The sequence below is a fragment of the Pseudomonas sp. EA_105y_Pfl2_R69 genome (genome assembly GCF_963970915.1).
In the GTDB taxonomy this organism is placed as follows: domain Bacteria; phylum Pseudomonadota; class Gammaproteobacteria; order Pseudomonadales; family Pseudomonadaceae; genus Aquipseudomonas.
This window is the reverse complement of sequence record NZ_CAXAOO010000002.1, coordinates 168,834-184,881: the sequence shown is the minus strand read 5'-3', so window position 1 is coordinate 184,881 and position 16,048 is coordinate 168,834. Positions and strand designations below refer to the sequence as shown.

Below are 16,048 nucleotides of genomic sequence, written 5' to 3'. Positions count from 1 at the left end.
ACCTGTTGGTAATGGAGGACAACATCCTTCTCTCCAATCGATAAAGGCCGGGCCGGCGGGTTACCCCGGCGGCCCGGCAGGCTCAGAAGCTGCCCGAGGTGCTGGCTCCAGCGCTGACGGTCAGGCTGTTGTTGGCACCGGCTTGCCAGGTCTTGACCTGGGTCGGATTGCTCTCGTTGCGGATGATGCACTTCCACTCCACCTGTTGCTGGGCCGGCAGGCTGATGCTGCCCTTCCAGGTCGGGTAGGCGCTGGTATCGGTCAGGCGCACGGCCGCTGCCGCGCTCCAGTTGCCCAGCTGGCTGACATTGCCCACCGCGTAGACGCTGTCGCCCCACTGGGTGGTGCCGTTGTCGCAGCGAAAATTCACGCTGACCAGATCGCCACCGCCATCGCCAGCGCTGTCCGTGCGCCAGATGCGCACCTGACCGTTGTCGCTGGTCAGCGCCTGGGTGAAGTTGCCGCTGGCCACCTGGCCGGGGGAACCCAGGTTGGAGTCGAGGGCGATCAGCAACTGCTGATCACTGCCGCTGACGGTCGCCACCAGGCCGCTGAAACCCGTGTGGAACTCGATCGCCGAGTCGGCCTTGATCCCCGCCGTACGGCGGATCTGGATCAGCTGGCGGATAAAGTCGCCGTAGCCCCAGTCGTACATGTGCGACCAGTAGACCACCGGTGTGCCGGGGCTGGAGAGGATATAGGCATAGGCCCGCTTGAGCAGGTGATCGGGCAACGGCCAGTGGTGCTGGCCGCCGTTCTGGCCAGGCGAATAGCCGGTGTCATGGTTGTCGACGAAGGTCACCGCCACCTCGCGCCAGCGCGGGTCGGGGTTGCCGTTCAGGCCATTGCGCCAGTCGCTGACGCTGCCGTTCTGCATGCGCTCCTTGAGGGCGAAGTCGAAGATGGTGCACTGGGCCCGGTCCGACCAGTCCTTGAGGATCTGCTGCCAGCTCGCGCCGTTGCGCCAGTCCCAGCTCGGGTACTCGCCCGGAGCCTTCCACAGCTCGCCGACGCAGAAGCCGTCGTCGTGGGCCTGGTCCATCCAGCTGTCGACCCGTTCGCCAGCGTAGCCGCGAACGAAATCGAAGCGCAGCCCCGCGCCGCCGTAGTTGTTGCGCAAGTTGGCGAACTCCTGCTGGAACATCGCCAGGTTCTGCGGGTGGCCGGTGTTGAGGTCGGCATCGCCGCCGACAAAGCGGTCGCCGTCGTCGCAGTCGTTGGCGTAGTTGCCGGGATCAGAGCAATCGTTGCGCCACAGGCCCTGGCCCGCCGGCAGGTTGATTTCCTTGTTCGGATAGCCGCGGTTCATGTGGTTGGGCACCACGTCGTAGATCGGTTTGACCCCGGCACCGTTCAGCGCATTGGCGGCCTGCTTGAGCTGGCTGTCGCTGCCGTAGCGGCCGTTCTTGTTGAAGTCGTGCCAGAAGTAGCCCTCGCCACCGCCCGAGGTGCCGTTGCTGGAATCGCTCCAGCTGGAGAAGTCGCGCCAGGGTACCGGCATCCAGATGGCGCTGAAGCCGTCCGCGGCGATGCTCGGTGCCATGCCGGCGAGGGTGCTGTACCAGTTGTTGGGGGCGGTGCGCACGACGTTCCAGTGAAAGCCTTGCAGGATGATTTCGTCGCCGCCGTGGTAGCGCACGCCATTGGGCGATTTGCCCGCGGCTTCGGCCGCCTCGAGCAGGCTGCCGTAGGGGTACGCCAGGGGCGTCAATGCCAGGACCAGCCCGGCAAGTCGCAGGTATCGTTTCATCGTAGAGCTCCATTTTGTTGTTGTAGAGAGCATCCGACTACAGGGGATGTGTTGCGCGGGCGGACGCCTGGGGACGTTCGCAGTAGGCGGGAGTTTTTTCACAACCTCTCCGCCGCGCCAGCTTGGCGGGGGGCGCGCCAGCGCCATACCTCCCCTGGGGATTTTTTTACGGCGTAGCTGGCAGGCGTAGCCGCCACCTCATCCACCCCTACCCGCCTGCCCGGCGCTACGCCCCGGGCACTCAGCCTTGAAAAAAACTGCCGGGGAGGATGTGGCGCAGTAGCCGATCCATGACGCTTAGCCCAGCCGCCGCCCTCGGTATTTTCCCGGTGCGGTCGAGCCTGCGGGGCGAGTGTCGGCACGCCAACGAGCTCGCCTGCCCCGCTGGCAAATGCCCGAACGGGCAGTGCGCAAGGCTCCGGCAGCCCTGAATCCAAAAACAAAAAAAGGTCCCACGATGAACAAGATCCAACCTGCACAGCTGTTTCGTCCCAGCGCCCTGCTCGCCGCCATGCTGCTGGCCAGCCCGGCCCTGGCCGTGGACTTTCATGGCTACCTGCGTTCCGGCATCGGCGCGACTGCCGGCGGCGGCGACCAGGCCTGCTTCCAGGCGGCCGGCGCATCGGCCAAGTACCGTCTGGGCAACGAATGCGAAACCTACGCCGAGATCGGCCTGGGCAAGGAAGTGTGGAAGGAAGGCGAGCAGAGCTTCTACGTCGACAGCATGATTGCCTACAAGTCCGACCAGGCCAACGACTGGGAAGCCACCGACAGCGACAGCAACCCCTACGCCAACGGCACCAGCTCGATACGCCAGTTCAACGTGCAGGCCAAGAACTTCCTGCCCGACACCCTGCCAGGTGCCACCCTGTGGGCCGGCAAGCGCTACTACAAGCGCCATGACGTGCATATCAACGATTACTACTACTGGGACGTTTCCGGGCCGGGTGCCGGCATAGAGGACATCGACCTGGGCTTCGCCAAGGCGCACGTGGCCTGGATGCGCAACACCGACGGCGACTGGACCTATAACGGCGCGGGCACCGGCACCAACGTGGCCAACGACACCCTGGACTTTCGCCTCAACGACATCGAGTTCAATACCGACGGCAAGCTGGAGTTCGGTTACAACTACGGCAAGGCCAACCTCTCCGATATCCAGGAAAAAGACCCTGGCTATACCGACCAGAAAGGCCACCTGGTCACCGTCGAGCATGTCCAGGGCAACTGGTTCGGCGGCTTCAACAAGCTGGCCCTGCAGTACGGCACCGACGGCATCGTCGGCAGCACCGGGCGCAATAGCACCGGCAACAGCGACGGCAGCATGATCCGCCTGGTCAACCAGGGTGTGGTCAGCCTCTCCGACAACATCGAAATGATGTACGTGCAGATCCACGAAGACAAAGACTTCGACAACGACTCCGGGCAGGCCTGGAGCTCCTTCGGCGTGCGCCCGGTGTACAAGTGGAACGACACCATGAGCACCGCCCTGGAGTTCGGCTACGACTACGTCGACCCCCAGGCCGATGGTGAAAAATCCCGCGACCTGAAGAAGATCACCCTGGCCCAGCAATGGTCCGCCGGCCGCAGCTTCTGGGCCCGTCCGCAAATCCGCGCCTTCGCCACCTACGCCATGTGGGACGGTGGCCGCTACAACGCCGCCAGCGAATCCATCGAGCCCGGCGACGACAACGGCCTGACCTTTGGCGTACAGGCCGAAGCCTGGTGGTAAGCCAATCGGGGCCCGTTGCATCCGGGCCCCGAACGAAGTTGTAACGCTGCTCCTGTGGTTATTTGCCCCGGACCTGCAACAGGCCGGGGCCCTTTTACAGGCGTGAACAATAAGAGGAATAACACATGCCGTATCATCGACTCACCGGCCTTGCCCTGCTCGGCCTGCTGCTGACCGGCTGCGCTGGCGAACCGCTGCGCCGCATCGACGTACTGACCCAGACGCCCGCACCGCTGCAGACCTCCCAGCAGGATGGCCAGCGTGCGCTGGCCGCTGCCAAACCCTGCTGCAGCAGCCTGCAACAACTGCCCTATATGCCGATCCCGGCCAATTTTTCCGACGACGTGGTCATCGACCCCAGCGCCCCGGCCTTCGAATTCCAGAGCGGCAAGAGCTTTCTGCGTGCCTTCGCCCTGCCGAGCGACAGCCGCTCGTTCGAAATCCGCCTGTACAGCCAGGCCGGCAACACCGTGCTGGCCCCCAGCGCCATGCTGCTCGACAGCCAGTTCCGCCTGACCCGCCTGCTCGGCAGCGAGGATTTCGTCTACGAACCGGCCGCCGGCCTCAAGGGCGACAGCCTGGATGCGCGCCTGCGTATCGACCGCCTCTATCACGACAACCCCGGCAACGAGCAGTACCTGATCCTGTTCACCAGCGAGCGTCAGCTGGCCGGTCAGACCGTTCTGCAACACCCGGCCAAGGCCCATGCCAAGGCCCACGGCAATGAGCCGCCAAATATTCCCGATCCGGTCGCCCGGCATGCCCCGGTGGGGGTGATCAAGATGGTCCTGATCGAAGACGGCAGCGCCAGCCAGCAGGCCAACAGCTATGTGCCGCCGCGCAGCATCGGCATGGAAATGGGCAACCGCCTGCCCAGCACCCCAGCGCCTGCGGTGCTGCCGGAGACCCAGGCTTACTATCGCCAGGGCATCGACGCCGCCCTGGCCGGCCAGGACCTGGAACGCGCCCTGCGCCTGGCCGATGAAGCCGCCCGGGTCGGCGACGACAGCGCCAAGGCCCACCTGCTCGAGCGTATCCAGATCAAGTGACATCAATCCCTCCAGGGATGTTTTCGGGCGGCCTCTGGCCGCTTTTTTTATGGCCTGCCATCCCTGGCGGCCACCCTTCGGGCCGTCGCTGCGCGACGTTAAAAATTGCTCCAGGCAATTTTTTATGGCCTGCCACCCCTGGCGGCCACCCTGCTAACCGCCGCTAGGCGACGTTAAAAATCTTTCACCTGCCACACGAGACACCCCATCCCCCACACGAGACCCTCAGGATGAAAACAACAATAATCCTCGCACTCCTGCTGCTTCTGCCCGCCCTGCCCCCCGGCGTCCATGGCTTCGAGAAAGGCACGCTGACCATCTGGATCAATCCGGACAAGGGCCACGACGGCCTGCGCCGGGTCGGCGAACGCTTCACCCGCGACACCGGCATGCCGGTCAAGGTGCTGGCCCCGGACGACCTGGCCAGCCGCTTCGACCGCCTCGGTGCTACCGCCCAGGGGCCGGACATCGTGATCTTCGCCCATGACCGCCTCGGTTCCTGGATCAACGCCGGCCTGCTGCAGCCCCTCGCCCCCACTGCCGCCGCCCTGCAGCGGGCACCGGCCTTCGCCTGGGAGGCGCTACGGGTCGGTGCCGACTTCTATGGCTACCCCCTGGCCGTCGAGACCATCAGCCTGATCTACAACCAGCAACTGGTCACGCAGCCGCCGCGCGACCTGGAACAACTGGCGGCGCTGGATCGCCAGCTGCGCGCCCAAGGCAAGCGCGCCATCGCCTGGGACTACCGCAACCTGTATTTCTCCTGGCCCTTTATCAACGCCGGCGGTGCCTACAGCATCGGCAAGCATCGCGGCCTCTACGACCTCGGCGACCTGGGCATCGCCGGGCCCGCGGCGATTGCCGGCGTGCAGCGCATAAAGGCCCTGCTCGACAGCGGCGTGCTGGTCCGCGACAGCGATTACGGCTCGATGATGGAAGACTTCAAGCGCGGCGAGGTGGCGATGATCGTCAACGGCCCCTGGGCCTGGAACGAGTTGCGCGACGCCAGGATCCCCATCGCCCTGGCCGCGGTTCCCGGCCCCAGCGCCGAACAGCCGGGACGGCCCTTTATCGGCGTGCAGGCCGCCGCGCTGAACCGCCACAGCCGGCACAAGGCGCAGGCCCAGCGCTTTCTCGAGGACTACCTGAGCAGCGCCGAAGGGCTCCGTACGATCGACGCGGACAAACCCCTGGGCGCACCGGCCAACCTCGAGCTGATGGCGCAGATGCAGGGCGACCCGCTGATCGCCGCCACCTACCAGGCGGCCGAGCGCGGCGAGATCATGCCGGACATCCCGGAGATGAAACGCTTCTGGAGCCTGTTCGAGGCGCGCCTGGAACCCATGCTGCTGGGGCAACGGCCGATCCCCGAGACCCTCGCGGAAATCGCCCGTCGCCTGCACGCCGCCGGACGTATGCAGGGCCAACGCCGCCTGCACTACCCGTCCGCGGACGGTTTCTGAGGTAAGTGGGGGTTGAAAGCGGTGGCAGGGACTTCAATGCGGGAGGCGAAAGCCCGTTCATCCATAAGAAAACCGTTACCCGCGGTGCGCACGGCGCACCCTACAGATATCGGCTGCCGACTTTTCCCCTCACCCCGTCCCTCTCCCCCTGAGGGGAGAGGGAGTTGAATATGCATTGCAGCCGGTGGTACGCGCGGCGATCCGCCGTTCGTAGGGTGCGCTGCGCGCACAGATGGAGACCCTATCGCTTGCGAACTCAGGGAGCCTTGATGCCCCGTGCAGCTTCGGCCAGGTAGAACCAGGTCGGCGCATCCAGCTGCAGCCCTATACCGGCCAATGCCTCGTCGATACGCGTTTGGCGCAGGCTGCCGAGAATCGGTAGCGGGCTGCCGGGCAGACGGCGCAACCAGGCCAGGGCGACCTGGGTCGGGGTCGCCTGCAGGGCCGTGGCGACTTCGCCCAGGGCCTGCTGCAAGGCCGGCGCAAACTGCCCGCCGGCCAGCGGCGACCAGGCCAGCACCTGCAATCCGGCGGCCTGCATGGCCTGCAACTGGCCATCCCAGGCCGGCTGCTGGGCCAGCAGCGATAGCTCGATCTGGTTGCAGCGCAGCGGCAGTTCCCTGGCCAGCACCTGCCAGTGCAGGGGCTCGGCATTGGACAGGCCGATCCAGCCCACCTTGCCGCTGGCCAGCATGCCCTGCAGCGCGCGCGTCACCTCCTCGACCTGCAACAGCGGGTCGGGTCGATGCAGCAGAAAGCCGTCCAGACGCTCGACGCCCAGGCGTTGCATCGAGGCCTCCACCGCTTGGGTCAGATAGCTCGCCGCGCTGTTGTAGTGCTTGACCCGCCAACACGACAGGTCCTGGCTGGCCGGCACGATATCGGCCTTGCTGATCAGTTCGAGGCCCTGGCGCAGCTGCGGGCGCAGCCTCAGGGCCGCGCCGAAACGCGTTTCGCACTCGCCCAGGCCGTAGATATTGGCGTGATCGAAGCCGTTCAGGCCACGCTCCACGCAGCGTTCGACAAACCCCAGCAAGGCCTGGGGCGCGGCCAGCTCGGGGTAGTCGAGCAGGCGCATCATGCCCAGCAGCAAGGGTTGCCGCAGTGCCTGGGTCACAGGCTTTCCAGCAACTGCAGGGCGTCGCTGCTGCATTGCTGAATGCGCGCCCAGTCGCCGTTCTTCACCCACTCGCTGTCGAACATCCAGGTACCGCCGACGCACATCACGTTGGCCAGGGCCATATAGCGCTGCACATTGCCCGGGTTGATGCCGCCGGTGGGACAGAACTTCACCCCGGCAAAGGGACCGCCCAGGGCCTTGAGCGCCGCGCTGCCGCCGCAGACTTCCGCGGGGAACAGCTTGAAGCGGCGGTAGCCCAGGGCATAACCGAGCATGATGTCGGAGGCACTGCTGACGCCGGGCAGCAGCGGCACCGGGCTTTCCAGGCTGGCCTGGAGCAGTTCCCGGGTCGAACCCGGGGTGACGATAAACTGCGCACCGGCCTCGAGCGCCGCATCCAGCATCGACAGATCCAGCACGGTGCCGGCACCGACGCACAGCTCGGGGCGCTGCTCGCGCAGCAGGCGGATGGCGTTGAGGCCGTGCTCGGAGCGCAGGGTCACTTCCAGTACCGTCAGGCCACCGGCAGCCAGGGCATCGGCCAGCGGCAGGATATCCGCCTCGCGGGCGATGGTGATCACCGGCATGATCCGCGCCCGGGCGCAGATGCTGTCGATCTGAGCGATCTTCTCGGCCATGCGGGCCTGCGGGGTATTTTCGTTGTTAGTCATATCGGCTGGTCCTTCGGCCCTAGGGGCACCAGTAAATCTCAAGGGGGGAATGCAGCAAGGCGCGGATCGGCATATCTGCCACATCGTCTCCGGCCAGGGCCGCACGCAGCGTGGCCAGCTTGTCCGGGCCCTGAATTGCCAGCAGCGGCAGACGCGCCGCCGCCAGCAGCGGCAGGGTCAGGCTCAGGCGCTGGGCCGGCGCACTGGGGGCCTGCATCGGCAACACCCGGCGCGGGCAATCGGCCTGCAGCGCCAGGTCCAGATTGGGGCTGGCCGGGAACAGCGAGGCGGTATGGCCGTCGTCGCCCATGCCGAGCACCAGCACATCGATCGGCGGCAGCTCGGCCAAGGCCGCATCGGCCAGTTCGGCGGCCTGCTCCAGGCTGCTCGCCACCCGGTACAGGCTGAGAAAACGCGCTTCGGCGGCCGCGCCGCGGAGCAGATGACGGCGCACCAGCGCCTCGTTGCTGCTGGCGTGATTGATCGGCACCCAGCGTTCGTCCGCCAGGCTGATCAGCACCTGCTGCCAGTGCAGCGGCTGCTGCGCCAGGGCCTCGAAAAAGGCAATCGGGCTGCGCCCGCCGGACACCACCAGGGTCGCCTGGCCGCGCTGTTCAATGGCTAGCCGCAATGCCGCGGCCACGGCCACGGCCTGCGCCTCGGCCAGGGCCCGGGGATCGGCATGGCGGTGGGCAACCACCCCCGGCGGCAGTTCGAGATCAGAGATCGCCATACCAGCTCCTACCATCGCGGGTGATCAGGGCAATCGAGCCCATGGGGCCCCAGGTGCCGGCGGCATAGGGTTTGGGCGCATCGCCCTGGCGCTTCCAGCCGGCGATCAGCTGGTCGCACCACTGCCAGGCGTGCTCGATTTCATCCTTGCGCACGAACAGGTTCTGGTTGCCGCGCATCACTTCCAGCAGCAGCCGCTCGTAGGCGTCGGGTACCCGGGCGCTGCGGTAGGTGTCGGAGAAATTCAGTTGCAGCGGGCCGCTGCGCAACTGCATGCCCTTGTCCAGCCCCTGGTCCTTGGTCATCACCTGCAGGGCGATGCCCTCGTCCGGCTGCAGGCGGATGATCAGCTTGTTGCCGATCAGCTGGCGCTGCTCCGGATCGAAGATGTAGTGCGGCGGCACTTTGAAATGGATAACGATCTGCGACATCTTTTCCGCCATGCGCTTGCCGGTGCGCAGGTAGAACGGCACGCCGGCCCAGCGCCAGTTGCGGATATCGGCACGCAGGGCGACGAAGGTCTCGGTGTCGCTGCGGGTGTTGGAATTCTCTTCTTCCAGATAGCCCGGTACCGCCTTGCCATCGCTGCTGCCGGCCACGTACTGGCCGCGCACCACCTGCTGGCTGAGCTGTTCGCCGGTGATCGGGGCCAGGGCCCTGAGCACCTTGACCTTCTCGTCGCGAATGCTGTCGGCGGAGAGGTCGCTGGGCGGGTCCATGGCTATCAGGCAGAGCAGCTGCAGCAGGTGATTCTGGATCATGTCGCGCAGCTGCCCGGCCTGGTCGAAGTAACCCCAGCGGCCTTCGATACCGACCTTCTCCGCCACGGTGATTTCCACGTGGGAGATGTGGTTCTGGTTCCACTGGGTTTCGAACAGGCTGTTGGCGAAACGCAGGGCGATCAGGTTCTGCACCGTCTCCTTGCCCAGGTAATGGTCGATGCGATAGATGCGGGTTTCCGGGAAATACTGCGCCACCGCATCGTTGACCGCCCGCGAGGACTCCAGGTCGTGACCGATGGGCTTTTCCAGCACGGCGCGGGTGCGCTCGGCCAGGCCGACCGCCGCCAGGTTGGCGCAGATGCCGCCGTAGACCGAGGCCGGAGTGGCGAAATAGGCGATCAGCCGCTCGCTGCTGCCGACCTGTTCGGCCAGCAGCAGGTAGTCATCGGCCTCGAGGAAATCCATGCTCAGGTAGCTCAGGCGCGCCTGGAAGCGTTGCAGCACGGCGGCGTCCACCTCGGCGGCCGGCACATGGCGGCGCAGGTGCTGCTCGATCTGCTGCAGATACAGCTGCGCATCGCCGGCGTCGCGGGCCAGGGCGAGAATCTGCGTATCGGCGTGCAGCAGCCCGGCCCGATCGAGCTGATAGAGCGCCGGAAACAACTTGCGCAGGGCCAGGTCACCGAGCGCACCGAATAAGGCAAAAGTACAGGGTTCAACGATTATCGAAGGCATGATGTATGTTCTTTTATCAATCTTCTATGAAGTACGGCTAGAAATACTCGGTTGCACCGGATTAATCAAGGCTGAATGTAGTAATAAAAACAACATTTTCACAAAATCCACTTTGCAGTGGTCGTCGCCTGGCCCCATCAGTACGATAGGCCAGCAAATTCAGTGCAGGTTAAGGAATCAACATGGATCGCGTGCGCAATCTACTGGAGCAGATCCAGGGCCGACTCGACAGCCTGAACAAGGCCGAACGCAAGGTCGCCGAGGTGATCCTGCTCAACCCGCAACAGGCCACCCGCCTGAGCATTGCCGCGCTGGCCCAGGCCGCCCTGGTCAGCGAACCCACGGTCAACCGCTTCTGCCGCTCCTTCGGCGTCAGCGGCTACCCGGAACTGAAGATGCAACTGGCGCAGAGCCTGGCCAGCGGTGCGGCCTATGTCAGCCGCGCGGTGGAAGCCGACGACGCCCCGGAAGCCTATACCCGCAAGATCTTCGGCAGCGCCATCGCCTCCCTTGACAGCGCCTGCCAGACCATCGACCCGCAGCTGATCAGCCGTGCCGTCGACCTGCTGATCCAGGCCCGGCAGATCCACTTCTTCGGCCTCGGTGCCTCGGCCTCGGTAGCCCTGGATGCGCAGCACAAGTTCTTCCGCTTCAACCTCGCGGTCACCGCCCATTCCGACGTGCTGATGCAGCGCATGCTGGCCTCGGTGGCCCACACCGGCGACCTGTTCGTGATCATCTCCTACACCGGACGCACCCGCGAGCTGGTCGAAGTGGCGCGCCTGGCCCGGGAAAACGGCGCATCGGTGCTCGGCCTCACGGCCGCCGGCTCGCCCCTGGCCCAGGCCAGCACTCTGAGCCTGGACATCCCGCTGCCGGAGGACACCGACATCTATATGCCGATGACCTCGCGGATCATCCAGCTCACCGTGCTCGACGTGCTGGCCACCGGCATGACCCTGCGCCGCGGCGTGGACTTCCAGCCGCATCTGCGCAAGATCAAGGAAAGCCTCAACGCCAGCCGCTATCCGGCCGACGAAGAGCCTATCTAAGGACCTGCTTACGATCTGCTGCGCGTCGGCCCTACTGCGTTAAAAACAGGCTCGGTAAGCCGCTTGCGGCTAACGCGCTTCAGCGCGGCCCGAAGGGCGAGTGAAACGAGTAATGCTCATTTACACCAGTAAACTCCGCTTCCTCGCCTGCTTGACCAGCCGGAGGCTGTTACTAACGTAGCGCCTTGTATGGCTCTAGCTCGCGAGATCGTAAACACGCTCTAAGCGCCCGCACGCACCACCGAAAACCGGCCTGCCTGGTGCGCACGGCACACCCTACGGGCCGGTTTGGCGCAACAGGTTAGAAGATGTAATCGGTGGTCAGAAAGCTCGATTCGCGGTTGCGGATGATCTCGCTGACCAATGCCTTGTTGCTTTCCTGGAACTTGGTCGCCACCAGGGTGCGGATGGAAAATACCCGCAGCGCGTCATGCACCGACAGGGTGCCCTCGGCCGAGTTCTTGCGCCCGTTGAAGGGAAAGCTGTCCGGGCCGCGCTGGCACTGACTGTTGATATTGATCCGCCCCACCTGATTGGCGAAGGCATCCACCAGCCGACCGACCTGGGCCGAATCGTTACCGAAGATGCTCAGCTGCTGACCGAAGTCGGAGTCGAGCACATAGTCGATCACCGTCTGCAGGTCGCGGTAAGGCACCACCGGCACCAGCGGACCGAACTGCTCCTCCTGATAGACGCGCATCTGCGCATTCACCGGATAGAGCAGCGCCGGGTAGAAGAACGACTCACGCGACTCGCCGCCGCCGGCATTGACCACCCGCGCGCCCTTGGCCACCGCATCGGCCAGCAGGCCGCCGAGGAACTCACTCTTGCCCGGCTCCGGCAGCGGCGTCAGGCTCACGCCCGGCTCCCACGGCATGCCCGGCCTGAGCGCGGCGACCTTGGCGGCGAACTTGTCGAGAAAGCTGTCGACCACATCCTCATGCACGAAGAGGATCTTCAGCGCCGTGCAGCGCTGGCCGTTGAACGACAGTGCGCCAGTGACCGCTTCGCTCACCGCGTTATCCAGATCGACCTGGGGCAGCACGATGCCCGGGTTCTTCGCATCCAGGCCCAGGGCTGCGCGCAGGCGGTGCGGACGCGGGTGCAACTTCTTCAGGTCGCTGGCCCCCTTGTGGGTGCCTATAAAGGCGAACACGTCGACCTTGCCACTGGCCATCAAGGCGCTGACGGTCTCGCGGCCGCTGCCGTAGATCACATTGATCACCCCGACCGGAAAGCTGTCGCGGAATGCCTCCAGCAGCGGACGGATCAGCAGCACGCCGAATTTCGCCGGCTTGAACACCACGGTATTGCCCATGATCAACGCCGGGATCAGGGTGGTGAAGGTCTCGTTCAGCGGGTAGTTGTACGGCCCCATGCACAGGGTCACACCCAGGGGCACGCGGCGGATCTGGCCGAGGCAGTCCTGCTCCAGCTCGAAGCGGCTGCTGCGGCGATCCAGTTCCTTCAGCGCCTCGATGGTGTCGACGATGTAATCGCAGGTGCGATCGAACTCCTTCTCCGAGTCCTTGAGGTTCTTGCCAATCTCCCACATCAGCAGCTTGACCACCGCGCCGCGCTGCTCGCGCATGCGCCCGAGAAAGGCCTCCACATGCTGGATGCGCTCGGCCACGCGCATATTCGGCCACTGCCCCTGGCCATTGGCATAGGCGCGCACCGCGGCATCCAGGGCCGCCAGCGCCGCCTCGGCATCCAGGCGCGGCGTGCTGCCGAGAATCACCTGCTTATCGCCCTCCTCGCTCGCCAGGAATACCGGGCTGCGCACCGCCGCCAAGGGGCCATCCCAGCTGCGCAACTGGCCATCGACCAGGTACTCGCGCTGCTCGATGGGCGCGTCGGGGCGGTAGGCCTCGGGAATCTCGGCCAGGGTGGGGAATAGCGTATCGAGACGTTTAGGCGCAGTCATGGCGTTCACTCCTCTCAAGGGATACGGCATCGGCGCAGTAGGCAGCGCGCCCCTGCAGGGCCTCTTCGATGCGCAACAACTGGTTGTACTTGCCCACCCGGTCGGAGCGGCACAAGGAGCCAGTCTTGATCTGCCCGGCGCAGGTGGCCACTGCCAGATCGGCAATGGTGGTGTCTTCGGTTTCCCCGGAGCGATGGGAGATCACCGCCCGGTAGCCCGCATCCTGGGCCATGCGAATAGCGGCGAAGGTTTCGCTGAGGCTGCCGATCTGATTGAACTTGATCAGGATCGCATTGCCGATGCCGCGCTCGATCCCCTCCTGGAGGATCTTGCTGTTGGTGACGAACAGATCATCACCGACCAGCTGCACCTGCCGCCCCAGGCGCTCGGTCAGGTAGGCCCAGCCCTCCCAGTCGCTTTCGTCCATGCCGTCCTCGATGGAGCTGATCGGGTAACGCTCACACAACCCCGCCAGGTAATCGGCGAAGCCGCGGGAATCGAAGGACTTGTTCTCCCCGGCCAGCACATAGCGGCCGTCGCGGTAGAACTCCGAGGCCGCGCAATCCAGCGCCAGGACAAAATCCTGGCCGAGGCGGTAGCCGGCGCGCAGCACCGCTTCCTCGATCACCACCAGCGCCTCTTCGTTACTGGCCAGCGAGGGGGCGAAACCACCTTCATCGCCCACCGCCGTGTTCAGGCCGCGCTCGCGCAGCACCTGCTTGAGGCTATGGAACACCTCCGCACCCATGCGCAGCGCCTCGCCGAACGAGGTAGCCCCCACCGGCTGGATCATAAACTCCTGGATATCGACGTTATTGTCGGCGTGCTCACCGCCATTGAGGATATTCATCATCGGCAGCGGCAGGCTGAAGCGCCCGGGCTGGCCATACAGCGCCGCCAGGTGCTCGTACAGCGGCAGGTTCTGCACAGCGGCGGCGGCCTTGGCGCAGGCCAGGGAGACCGCGAGAATCGCATTGGCCCCCAGAGCGCTTTTGCTCTCGCTGCCGTCCAGTTCGATCATCGCTGCGTCGACCGCACCTTGCTGCAGCGCATCGAGGCCCAGCACGGCGTCGCGGATCGCACCGTTGACATTGGCCACCGCGCGCAGCACGCCCTTGCCCTTGTAGCGCTCGCCGCCGTCACGCAACTCCAGCGCCTCGCGACTGCCGGTGGAGGCCCCCGAGGGCACGCTGGCGACGCCCACTGCGCCACCGCCCAGCGTCACCACCGCCTCGACGGTCGGATTGCCCCGCGAATCGAGAATTTCCCGGGCACTGACCTGCCGGATCAGGCTCTCGCCCACGGCCCGGGTCGCCCCTGGAAAGCCGCCTGGCTGCACTGCGCCGGCCGTACCTGCGAGCAGCTCGCGCTGTTCGGCATGGGACTCGCGGAAATCGAAGTCCCGCGGCCACTGCGGCGCGCCAGGATTGCTGGAATCGTTCATGAATGCCTCCTCGCTTAACAAATGCTGTCGCCCACGCGGATCACCCGCAGGCAGTTGGTGCCACCTTGGGCATTGGCGTGATCGCCACGGGAAATCAATACGTGATCGCCCTCGACCACCACGCCGCGGCGCAGCAGCTCGTCGACCGCGCGGCCGTTGACCTCGGCGATCGGATAGCTGTCGCTGTCGAACGGAATGGTCTGCACCCCGCGAAACAGCGCCACACGGTTCTGCGTGCGCGGGTTGCGCGAGAAGGCGTAGATCGGCAGGTGCGAACGGATCCGCGACATCAGTCGCGGCGTGTCGCCGCTCTCGGTCATGCAGATGATCGCCTTGACCCCGTGCAGGTGATTGGCGGTGTACATGGCGGCCATGGCGATCGACTCGTCGATCCGCTGAAACTGCTCATCCATGCGATGCTTGGAGCGATGAGCCAGGGGATGCTTCTCCGCCCCGACTATGACCCGGCGCATGGCCTGCACGGTCTCCACCGGATAGGCCCCGGCGGCAGTCTCGGCCGAGAGCATCACCGCATCGGTGCCATCGAGCACGGCGTTGGCCACATCGAACACCTCGGCACGAGTCGGCATCGACTGGCTGATCATCGACTCCATCATCTGCGTGGCGGTGATCACCAGCCGATTGCAACTGCGGGCGCGCTCGATAATCAGCTTCTGCACCGCCACCAGCTCGGCATCGCCGATCTCCACGCCGAGATCGCCACGGGCCACCATCACCCCTTCGGACGCCAGGATGATGGCATCCAGAATCTGCAGGTCATTGACCGTTTCCGCCCGCTCGATCTTGGCGATCAGACCGGCCTCGCCACCTGCCTCGCGCAGCAGGCGACGGGCCTGATGGATATCCTCGGCATCGCGCGGAAAGGACACCGCCAGGTAATCGACCTGCATGGCCGCGGCGGTCTTGATGTCCTCGCAGTCCTTCTCGGTCAGGGCCGCCGCCGACAGGCCGCCGCCCTTGCGGTTGATGCCCTTGTTGTTGGACAGCGGCCCGCCCACCAGCACCTCGCAGCGCAGGCGATTGCCCTCCACCGTCCGCACCTCGAGCTCGATACGGCCGTCGTCCAGCAGCAGGATATCGCCCGGGCGACTGTCGTCGACCAGGGCCGCGTAATCGATGCCCACCGCCTGCTCGTCGCCGGCATTCTTGTCCAGCCGCGCATCGAGGCAGAAGGACTGCCCCTTGAGCAGCTGCACCTTGCCCCGGGCGAAGCGGGCGATACGAATCTTCGGCCCCTGCAGGTCCGCCAGCACCGCGACGAAACGCCCGTGCTTGCGCGCCATCTCCCGTACCAGCGCGGCCCGGGCGATGTGCTCGGCGGCGCTGCCGTGGGAGAAGTTCAAGCGCACCACATCCACCCCCGCCTGCACCAGGGCCTCGATCGCCTCAGGGCTTTCGGTAGCCGGGCCCAGGGTGGCCACGATTTTCGTTCTTCGGCGCATAACTCAGGTTCCTCGAGGGCGGATGTTGGATAACGACAGGACAAGCGACAAACCCCACCCACCAGCCTGAAAACCCGTGCTGGCGGGCGAAAAGCTTGTTGCTTTAAGCAATTGCGCTATTTTTACTCTGATAAAACAGATACATCAAGGCAAAATGTTGTAATAAAAACAACATTTAACCTTGCCCT

General features: G+C 65.3%; 12 protein-coding genes. 4 read left to right on the top strand and 8 right to left on the bottom strand.

Translation table 11 applies throughout. The features are described from left to right. Positions 1-82: 82 nt before the first annotated feature. Positions 83-1,750, bottom strand: coding sequence for a glucan 1,4-alpha-maltotetraohydrolase domain-containing protein (locus tag AACY13_RS06735; protein WP_339460261.1), 1,668 nt, complete (start codon positions 1,748-1,750; stop codon positions 83-85). 457 nt (positions 1,751-2,207) lie between these two features. Here AACY13_RS06735 and AACY13_RS06730 point away from each other — a divergent pair, with 457 nt between their 5' ends. The 3 genes from AACY13_RS06730 (at position 2,208) to malE (ending at position 5,994) form a co-directional block, all read left to right on the top strand. After that, positions 2,208-3,482: a maltoporin gene (locus AACY13_RS06730; RefSeq protein ID WP_339460259.1), complete on the top strand. Its 1,275-nt coding sequence runs from the start codon at positions 2,208-2,210 to the stop codon at positions 3,480-3,482. Between the two features lie 125 nt (positions 3,483-3,607). Next, positions 3,608-4,531, top strand: a complete 924-nt coding sequence (locus tag AACY13_RS06725) for a MalM family protein (RefSeq protein ID WP_339460258.1) — start codon at positions 3,608-3,610, stop codon at positions 4,529-4,531. 230 nt (positions 4,532-4,761) lie between these two features. After that, on the top strand, positions 4,762-5,994 hold the full coding sequence (gene malE / locus AACY13_RS06720; RefSeq protein WP_339460256.1) for a maltose/maltodextrin ABC transporter substrate-binding protein MalE: 1,233 nt from the start codon (positions 4,762-4,764) through the stop codon (positions 5,992-5,994). Between the two features lie 256 nt (positions 5,995-6,250). On the opposite strand, the gene AACY13_RS06715 is transcribed toward malE, so the two are convergent. The 4 genes from AACY13_RS06715 to zwf are packed head-to-tail and all read right to left on the bottom strand — an operon-like array spanning position 6,251 to position 9,974. Continuing rightward, a complete protein-coding gene (locus AACY13_RS06715; protein WP_339460948.1) occupies positions 6,251-7,075 on the bottom strand; it encodes an aldo/keto reductase in 825 nt (274 codons plus the stop codon). A 32-nt stretch (positions 7,076-7,107) separates the two neighbouring features. Then, positions 7,108-7,785 (bottom strand): bifunctional 4-hydroxy-2-oxoglutarate aldolase/2-dehydro-3-deoxy-phosphogluconate aldolase, encoded by a 678-nt coding sequence (locus tag AACY13_RS06710; protein WP_339460255.1) that lies wholly within the window; start codon positions 7,783-7,785, stop codon positions 7,108-7,110. Positions 7,786-7,804: 19 nt separating this feature from the next. After that, positions 7,805-8,518, bottom strand: coding sequence for a 6-phosphogluconolactonase (pgl, locus tag AACY13_RS06705; protein WP_339460253.1), 714 nt, complete (start codon positions 8,516-8,518; stop codon positions 7,805-7,807). Then, positions 8,505-9,974, bottom strand: a complete 1,470-nt coding sequence (gene zwf, locus AACY13_RS06700) for a glucose-6-phosphate dehydrogenase (protein ID WP_339460252.1) — start codon at positions 9,972-9,974, stop codon at positions 8,505-8,507. The genes pgl and zwf overlap by 14 nt, the downstream gene beginning before the upstream one ends. Positions 9,975-10,165: 191 nt before the next feature. Between zwf and AACY13_RS06695 the strand changes: the two genes are divergently transcribed. Further along, entirely contained in the window at positions 10,166-11,026 is an 861-nt protein-coding gene (locus AACY13_RS06695) for a MurR/RpiR family transcriptional regulator (protein ID WP_274087690.1), read from the top strand. Between the two features lie 301 nt (positions 11,027-11,327). On the opposite strand, the gene AACY13_RS06690 is transcribed toward AACY13_RS06695, so the two are convergent. From AACY13_RS06690 to pyk, 3 genes are read right to left on the bottom strand one after another with little or no spacing between them, the layout of a single operon-like run. Beyond that, positions 11,328-12,953 carry an NADP-dependent glyceraldehyde-3-phosphate dehydrogenase gene (locus tag AACY13_RS06690; protein ID WP_339460250.1) on the bottom strand — a complete coding sequence of 542 codons (1,626 nt, stop codon included), beginning with the start codon at positions 12,951-12,953 and terminating at the stop codon, positions 11,328-11,330. Beyond that, positions 12,940-14,397, bottom strand: a complete 1,458-nt coding sequence (gene eno, locus AACY13_RS06685) for a phosphopyruvate hydratase (RefSeq protein WP_445262538.1) — start codon at positions 14,395-14,397, stop codon at positions 12,940-12,942. The genes AACY13_RS06690 and eno overlap by 14 nt, the downstream gene beginning before the upstream one ends. Before the next feature lie 14 nt (positions 14,398-14,411). After that, positions 14,412-15,860 carry a pyruvate kinase gene (gene pyk, locus AACY13_RS06680; RefSeq protein WP_339460248.1) on the bottom strand — a complete coding sequence of 483 codons (1,449 nt, stop codon included), beginning with the start codon at positions 15,858-15,860 and terminating at the stop codon, positions 14,412-14,414. Positions 15,861-16,048: the final 188 nt, after the last annotated feature.

What these genes read in the sequence shown, in the direction of transcription:
- AACY13_RS06690 (WP_339460250.1), bottom strand. Translation starts at nt 12,953, where the DNA reads ATGACTGCGCCTAAACGTCTCGATACGCTATTCCCCACCCTGGCCGAG.
- AACY13_RS06710 (WP_339460255.1), bottom strand. Translation starts at nt 7,785, where the DNA reads ATGACTAACAACGAAAATACCCCGCAGGCCCGCATGGCCGAGAAGATC.
- zwf (WP_339460252.1), bottom strand. Translation starts at nt 9,974, where the DNA reads ATGCCTTCGATAATCGTTGAACCCTGTACTTTTGCCTTATTCGGTGCG.
- eno (WP_445262538.1), bottom strand. Translation starts at nt 14,397, where the DNA reads ATGAACGATTCCAGCAATCCTGGCGCGCCGCAGTGGCCGCGGGACTTC.
- AACY13_RS06735 (WP_339460261.1), bottom strand. Translation starts at nt 1,750, where the DNA reads ATGAAACGATACCTGCGACTTGCCGGGCTGGTCCTGGCATTGACGCCC.
- malE (WP_339460256.1), top strand. Translation starts at nt 4,762, where the DNA reads ATGAAAACAACAATAATCCTCGCACTCCTGCTGCTTCTGCCCGCCCTG.
- pgl (WP_339460253.1), bottom strand. Translation starts at nt 8,518, where the DNA reads ATGGCGATCTCTGATCTCGAACTGCCGCCGGGGGTGGTTGCCCACCGC.
- AACY13_RS06715 (WP_339460948.1), bottom strand. Translation starts at nt 7,075, where the DNA reads ATGATGCGCCTGCTCGACTACCCCGAGCTGGCCGCGCCCCAGGCCTTG.
- AACY13_RS06730 (WP_339460259.1), top strand. Translation starts at nt 2,208, where the DNA reads ATGAACAAGATCCAACCTGCACAGCTGTTTCGTCCCAGCGCCCTGCTC.
- pyk (WP_339460248.1), bottom strand. Translation starts at nt 15,860, where the DNA reads ATGCGCCGAAGAACGAAAATCGTGGCCACCCTGGGCCCGGCTACCGAA.
- AACY13_RS06725 (WP_339460258.1), top strand. Translation starts at nt 3,608, where the DNA reads ATGCCGTATCATCGACTCACCGGCCTTGCCCTGCTCGGCCTGCTGCTG.